This window comes from Streptococcus parasanguinis (assembly GCF_016648855.1).
In the GTDB taxonomy this organism is placed as follows: Bacteria; Bacillota; Bacilli; order Lactobacillales; family Streptococcaceae; genus Streptococcus; species Streptococcus parasanguinis_L.
This window is the reverse complement of record NZ_JACLQU010000020.1, coordinates 21,119-27,797: the sequence shown is the minus strand read 5'-3', so window position 1 is coordinate 27,797 and position 6,679 is coordinate 21,119. Positions and strand designations below refer to the sequence as shown.

Genomic DNA, 6,679 nt, shown 5'->3' with positions numbered 1-6,679 from the left:
CCTTTCCGATCCGTGTGCATTCATTTGATGACACATTTAAATATTACATGTTTGTGAAGATTGGAATTGTATTATTATTTATCAAATTCTTACTGGATATATGCTTAGAGTATATCAAGAATTGGTTTAAAAAGTTTTGATGTATCTTCACACAAAAGAGTCTGAGACAGCGTTTTGTCCCAGACTCTTTTGTGAGTTGTGAGCTCTGTTTTATAGATTCCACTGCTTGAGGGAAATTTCGCCACTATTGAGCCAGATTTCTTCTTGATTTTCTAACTGGACCAAGAGTTGGCCGGTATCGGAGATGTCTTTAGCGATGCCCTGATAGGTCTGCTGGTTCTGCTCAAAGGTGACGGTTCGTCCTAAGACCAGGGAGCGCTCTTTGTAGAGGTAGACCAGTTCATCGATATCCGTATGAAGAAATTCCCTCCAAATCTCGCTGATGAGGTCATTGCGGGTGATGGGACAAGGGCCTTCAAATAAGGAACCAGCCTTACTTTTTAGCTCATCTGGAAAAGTAGGGATAGCCAAATTAAAGCCGACTCCGATAATGACATCCGTGACAAGGCCAGTCTCGATGGATGTGATAGCCTCGGTTAAGATTCCCCCAATTTTTTTATGTCGATAGTAAATATCATTGACCCATTTGATATCAACATCGATCAGGGTCAGGTTTTTAATAGCCTTGTAGATGGCTCCTGCGACCATGAGGGTATAAGGGGGGAGCTCCGCAGGTGGGAGTTGGGGCTTGAGATGAAGAGACATGTAGATGCCCCCTTGATCGGGGCAATAGTAGTCACGACCAAAGCGGCCCTTTCCAGCAGATTGGGATTTGGCCAGGTAGAGAGCCCTGCCCTCTTTATGGGCTTCCATGCCTAATTTTGCGTCCAATTGGGTAGAATGACATTCTTCATTCAAAGTAACGGTCAACTGGGTATTGCTTGCGATGACCTCAGGAAGCAGAATATCGCCTGAGACCAGTCTATAACCCTTCTTTTTTAGGGATTCGATGACGACCCCATCTTTTTCCAGGCGCTGAATAGCCTTCCAGATAGAGGTGCGGGAAACACCTAATTCTTTTGCCAACTGTTCCCCGTTGACGTAATCATCTGCCTGAGAAAGGGTTTGAAAGAGGATTTCGTGTGTTTTCATAAGACTAAGACCTCCTAGCGACTGCTGTCTCGAATCGTCAGTTTGGTGGCTAATTTGACCATGCAGGGAACACTTGGTTGACTCCCTTGAAAGGTTTGCCGCAACATCTGAATGGCTTGCTTGCCCATTTCTTCTGTGTATACGGTCACTGTAGAGAGGGCAGGAAAGACATACTTGGCGATGGAGGTATCATTGAAGGAAATGAGACTGACGCGATCAGGCACAGCGATTTGGTGCTCCTGAAGAGAGCGAAGGGCCCCGACAGCCAAGGCATCACTAGCCATGAAAAAGGCAGTTGGCAAGTCGTCGCCCAATGCTTGAATCAGTTGCTCCATCAACTGATATCCCGACTCAGTCGAGAATTGACCAACAGAGACAAAGCGCTCCTCATAAAGCCCTTTTTCTGTGAGATACTGTTGAAAAGTTCGTTGACGGGGATCCATCTGTAGCGGTGTCGCATCTGCCGTCTCTTCCTGCCCGACCAAGAGTCCGATCTCCTTGTGATGATGCTCAAGGAAATGCTCGAGAGCGGTGATAACAGAATCTTCTAAATCGGTCGTCACGCAAGAATGCCCCAGATAGAGGGTATTGCTATCGACAAAGATCAGGGGTTTGCCGTAGCTTTCTAGATCTTGAATGGTCTTGGGACTGAATTTTCCAAGAGCAATAATGCCGTCTGCCTCCTGAATCAAAGACCAATCGTCCTTGTTGAAGATACGAAAGATCTCATAGCCTAATTCCTGGGCTTGTTTCTCCAAGCCCATCCGAATGGCATAGTAGTAGAGGTCCTCTAATTCTTCTTCGCGCGTGTACCATTCAAAGATGACGATTTTATGAGAATCTTCGACTGGTTGAGGCGCTGTTTTGCGGCTTTTCTTTTGGTAATGCAGGTCCTCAGCGATGCGAAGAATCCGACTGCGCGTGTCTTCACCAACCGATAAGGTCGCATCCTGGTTGAGGACGCGAGAGACCGTTGCCTGAGAAACGCCTGCTTTTTCTGCAATATCTTTAATCGTTGCCATAGTTCATCCTTTATTGCTTACTAGTTCCAGTATACTCTAAATGCTAGTAAAAAGAAATAAATTTTTACTAAATTTTATGTTTGCTGCGATATTGGCTAGGAGTCAGGTGGCTATAGGCCTTAAAAGCCTTTGAAAAATAAAGGGGATCTGAAAAGCCAACCGAGTAAGCCACGATCTTGATGCTTTCGTCTGTATTGGTCAGTAACTGCTGGGCACGTTGCATGCGGACCGAGTGCAGGAATTCCTTGGGAGAGATCTGGTGAAACTCCTTAAAAACAGTTGTCAGGTAAGACCGATGGACATTGAGGTCATCGGCGATCTCTTGAATACTGAGATGCTCTATAGCGTAATACTTCTCAATCACATGCTTGCAGGTCAGGTAGAGTTGATAGGTTGGAGATGGGTGGCTCCGATGGATATCGGGAGCTACTTCACTGATAAGAAATAGCAGTTCATAGATCTGAGAGAGAAGGTGGAGTTGGTAGTGTGAAGTCATCTTTGAAGCCTCTGCCTTGTGGACGAGTCGCTCCATAAACTGGCCGATCTTTTCTGTTTCCACCTCTGTTTTCTTTAGAAAACCTTTTGCATGCAGGGTTGAAAAACGCATGAAATCACTCACCTTGGTGCCACTAATACCGATCCAGTAGTAGGACCAAGGTTCTTCGGCATCGGCCTTGTAGTAGGTCACCATATTTTTAGGGAGGAGAAAGAGATCCCCAGCCTCTAGGTGGATTTCTTTCTTATTGAAGTGAAAGACTCCCTTTCCTTCTGTAATAAAATGCAAGACAAAATTATCTCGGACGCTAGGGCCAAATTCATAATTTTTGGGGCAATCTTCGTAGCCGTAAAAATCAAGGGCTAGATCAATAGTGTCGGTTTGGTATTCTGAAAAGACTAACATAGGTAAACCTCCTACCTAACATTTTACCATATAAGCCCAACAAAATTCTATTTTCGGAAGCGTTTACAACAGGTAAAATAAAGACATGTAAAAAAAGAAAAATATTGGAACTGAATATAAAAATACATAGTGATATTTTTAGGGTCCAATGGAGGAAGATATGGCAATTCGTATCGAACAAAATCTGTTCTATGTAGAAAGTAAGGGACTGAGCCTTATCCTTGAAAATCGAGATGGCTACCTGATGCTCAAGCATCTGGGACGTCCGATCCCGTCTTATCATTTTTCCAATACCGTGCATGAGAAGGACCATGCTTTCGCTGGAAATCCAACACCTGACAATCGAACTTTTAGCCTAGATACCCAGCGACAGGTCTTGGGACAGCATGGACTAGGAGATTTTCGAAAGCCGTCTATTCAGATCCAGCACGGCGTTACAGAGGTGACGGATTTCCTTTATGTCGGAGCCAACATCTATTCTGGCAGTGTCGAGACGACCGATCTTCCGAACCCTCACTCAGTAGATCAGGCTGAAACCTTGGCACTGGTCTTTGAAGATGATCAAGCAGCCCTGCGTTTGACCCTCTACTACACCGCCTACGAAGATCGGGCAACCATCACCAGCTTCTCAAAGATTGAAAACTTGAGTGATGAAAAGGTTGTAATCCACAAGGCTCTCAGTGTGTTGGCCGATGTCCCAGCAGGTGACTACGATATCATCACTCTGCAAGGAGCCTATGCAAGAGAAAAAACAGTCCGCCGCCAGCAAGTAGAGCAAGGAATCTTCTCCATCAGCTCCAACCGTGGTGCTTCTGGACACGCCCAGACACCAGCCCTTATCCTTGCCGATCATGAAGTGACGGAAGATGCGGGTTCTGCTCTGGCTTTCCAACTGCTCTACAGTGGGAATTTTGAAGGATTTGTTCAGAAAAATCAACTCAATGAAGTTCGGGTTGGATTGGGGATCAATCCTGAAAACTTCGCTTGGGAATTGGAACCAAATCAGAGCTTTGATACGCCAGTGGCCATGATCACATACTCCCATAAGGGATTGACCGGTCTCAGTCAAGAGAGTCAAGCATTTGTCCAAAACCATATCATTCCTAGCCCCTTTGCCCATAAAGAACGTCCAATTCTTATCAACAACTGGGAAGCGACCTATTTTGATTTCAAAAAAGATAAATTATTGGAGCTAGCAGACGAAGCTCAAAAAGTGGGGATCGAACTCTTTGTTCTTGATGATGGCTGGTTTGGCAATCGTTATGATGACAATCGGGCCCTTGGTGATTGGACCGTCAATGAAGAAAAATTAGGTGGAAGTCTAGCAGCATTGATCCAAGGCATCCATGACAAGGGACTTCAATTTGGTCTTTGGGTGGAGCCCGAAATGATTTCTGTTGATAGCGACCTCTACCGGGCTCATCCAGACTGGGCTATTCAAGTCCCAGGCTATGAACACACCTATTCACGGAATCAACTAGTGCTTGATTTCTCAAATAAAGAAGTAGTGGCTTATATCAAGCAGGTCTTGGATGACTTGCTTGGAAACCATGAGATCGACTATATCAAATGGGATATGAATCGCAATATCACCAAGCTTGGAAATGGGAAAACCTACCTGGAAACCAAGATGCAATCCCATGCTTATATCTTGGGTCTCTATGAAGTGGTTTCGTACTTGACGGAGAAATACGAGCACATCCTCTTTGAGTCTTGCTCAGGTGGTGGTGGTCGCAATGACCTGGGTATGATGCGTTACTTCCCGCAGGTCTGGGCAAGTGATAATACGGATGCCATGGCCAGACTTCCGATCCAGTATGGATCGAGTTATCTCTATCCAACTATCTCTATGGGGGCTCACGTATCCGCTGTTCCAAATCACCAGATGGGACGGATCACACCACTAGAAACGCGTGGACATGTAGCCATGATGGGAAATCTGGGCTATGAATTGGATCTAACCAGTCTTCCGCAAGAAGAGTTGGATGTCATCGCAGCTCAAGTCGCTCATTACAAAACGATTCGCCCCCTTGTCCAATTCGGAAAACACTACCGCTTGATCCATCCAGGTCATGGTAGCAATCAAGCAGCCGTCCAGTTCACTTATCAAGACCGTACGGTTGTAACCTATGTAAGGGTTTTATCAACAGTTGAGGAGATCGAGCCAACTCTGAAGCTTAAAGGTTTGGAAGAAGATGCGCTCTATAGCTTAGAAGGGACAGAGCAAGTCTATTCAGGAGCTGAGCTCATGTATGCCGGCTTAACCGTCGTTCTTCCTCAGGGAGATTTCCTCACTAAACAATATGTTTTTGTCAAAAAATAAAAGGAGACAGCCAAATGAAATGGTATAAAAAAATCGGACTTCTTGCGACAACAGGCTTAGCCTTATTTGGGCTTGGTGCTTGCTCCAACGATGGAAAATCGGCGGATGGCACAGTGACCATCGAGTATTTCAACCAGAAAAAAGAAATGACTAAAACTTTGGAAGAAATCGCGCGTGATTTTGAAAAGGAAAACCCAAAGGTCAAGGTCAAAGTTGTCAATGTACCGAACGGTGGTGAAGTATTGAAAACACGTGTCCTCGCAGGAGATGTGCCAGATGTGGTTAATATATACCCACAGTCCATCGAACTACAAGAATGGGCAAAAGCAGGTGTCTTCGAAGATTTGTCCAATAAAGACTATATGAAACGCGTGAAAAATGGCTACGCTGAAAAATATGCCGTGAACGGAAAAGTCTACAACGTTCCCTTTACAGCCAATGCTTATGGAATTTACTACAACAAAGATAAATTCGAAGAACTGGGCTTGAAGGTCCCTGAAACCTGGGATGAATTTGAACAGTTAGTCAAAGACATCGTTGCTAAAGGACAAACACCATTTGGAATTGCAGGTGCAGATGCTTGGACCCTCAATGGGTATAATCAATTAGCCTTTGCGACAGCAGCAGGTGGAGGAAAAGAAGCCAATCAATACCTTCGTTATTCTCAACCAAATGCTATTAAATTGACTGATCCGATTATGAAAGATGACATCAAGGTCATGGATATTCTTCGTATTAAAGGTTCGAAGCAAAAGAACTGGGAAGGTGCTGGCTATACAGACGTTATCGGAGCCTTCGCGCGTGGAGATGTCCTCATGACACCAAATGGATCTTGGGCCATTACCGCGATCAATGAACAAAAACCGAAATTTAAGATTGGGACCTTCATGATTCCAGGGAAAGAAAAAGGACAAAGCTTAACCGTTGGTGCGGGAGACTTAGCATGGTCTATCTCAGCTACTACCAAACATCCAAAAGAAGCCAATGCCTTTGTGGAATACATGACCCGTCCAGAAGTCATGCAAAAGTACTATGATGTGGACGGATCTCCAACAGCGATCGAAGGGGTCAAACAAGCAGGAGAGGATTCACCGCTTGCTGGGATGACCAAATATGCCTTTACGGATCGTCACTTGGTCTGGTTGCAACAATACTGGACCAGTGAAGCAGACTTCCATACCTTGACGATGAACTATGTCTTGACAGGTGATAAACAAGGAATGGTCAATGATTTGAATGCCTTCTTTAACCCGATGAAAGCGGATGTGGATTAGGAGTAGA

General features: G+C 44.9%; 5 protein-coding genes. 2 read left to right on the top strand and 3 right to left on the bottom strand.

Going from position 1 to position 6,679, the window contains the following annotated elements; genetic code table 11:
* Positions 1–210: 210 nt before the first annotated feature.
* The 3 genes from birA to H7T92_RS10255 form a co-directional block, all read right to left on the bottom strand.
* Entirely contained in the window at positions 211–1,152 is a 942-nt protein-coding gene (birA, locus tag H7T92_RS10265; protein ID WP_201037710.1) for a bifunctional biotin--[acetyl-CoA-carboxylase] ligase/biotin operon repressor BirA, read from the bottom strand.
* 14 nt (positions 1,153–1,166) lie between these two features.
* Positions 1,167–2,174 carry a LacI family DNA-binding transcriptional regulator gene (locus H7T92_RS10260; RefSeq protein WP_201037709.1) on the bottom strand — a complete coding sequence of 336 codons (1,008 nt, stop codon included), beginning with the start codon at positions 2,172–2,174 and terminating at the stop codon, positions 1,167–1,169.
* Between the two features lie 67 nt (positions 2,175–2,241).
* Positions 2,242–3,075: an AraC family transcriptional regulator gene (locus H7T92_RS10255; RefSeq protein ID WP_201037708.1), complete on the bottom strand. Its 834-nt coding sequence runs from the start codon at positions 3,073–3,075 to the stop codon at positions 2,242–2,244.
* 160 nt (positions 3,076–3,235) lie between these two features.
* Between H7T92_RS10255 and H7T92_RS10250 the strand changes: the two genes are divergently transcribed.
* On the top strand, positions 3,236–5,398 hold the full coding sequence (locus H7T92_RS10250; protein WP_201037707.1) for an alpha-galactosidase: 2,163 nt from the start codon (positions 3,236–3,238) through the stop codon (positions 5,396–5,398).
* 14 nt (positions 5,399–5,412) lie between these two features.
* A complete protein-coding gene (locus H7T92_RS10245; RefSeq protein ID WP_049472579.1) occupies positions 5,413–6,672 on the top strand; it encodes an extracellular solute-binding protein in 1,260 nt (419 codons plus the stop codon).
* The last annotated feature ends 7 nt before the right edge of the window (positions 6,673–6,679 follow it).

Coding starts and splice junctions, on each gene's coding strand:
- H7T92_RS10250 (WP_201037707.1), top strand. CDS start 3,236: ATGGCAATTCGTATCGAACAAAATCTGTTCTATGTAGAAAGTAAGGGA.
- birA (WP_201037710.1), bottom strand. CDS start 1,152: ATGAAAACACACGAAATCCTCTTTCAAACCCTTTCTCAGGCAGATGAT.
- H7T92_RS10245 (WP_049472579.1), top strand. CDS start 5,413: ATGAAATGGTATAAAAAAATCGGACTTCTTGCGACAACAGGCTTAGCC.
- H7T92_RS10255 (WP_201037708.1), bottom strand. CDS start 3,075: ATGTTAGTCTTTTCAGAATACCAAACCGACACTATTGATCTAGCCCTT.
- H7T92_RS10260 (WP_201037709.1), bottom strand. CDS start 2,174: ATGGCAACGATTAAAGATATTGCAGAAAAAGCAGGCGTTTCTCAGGCA.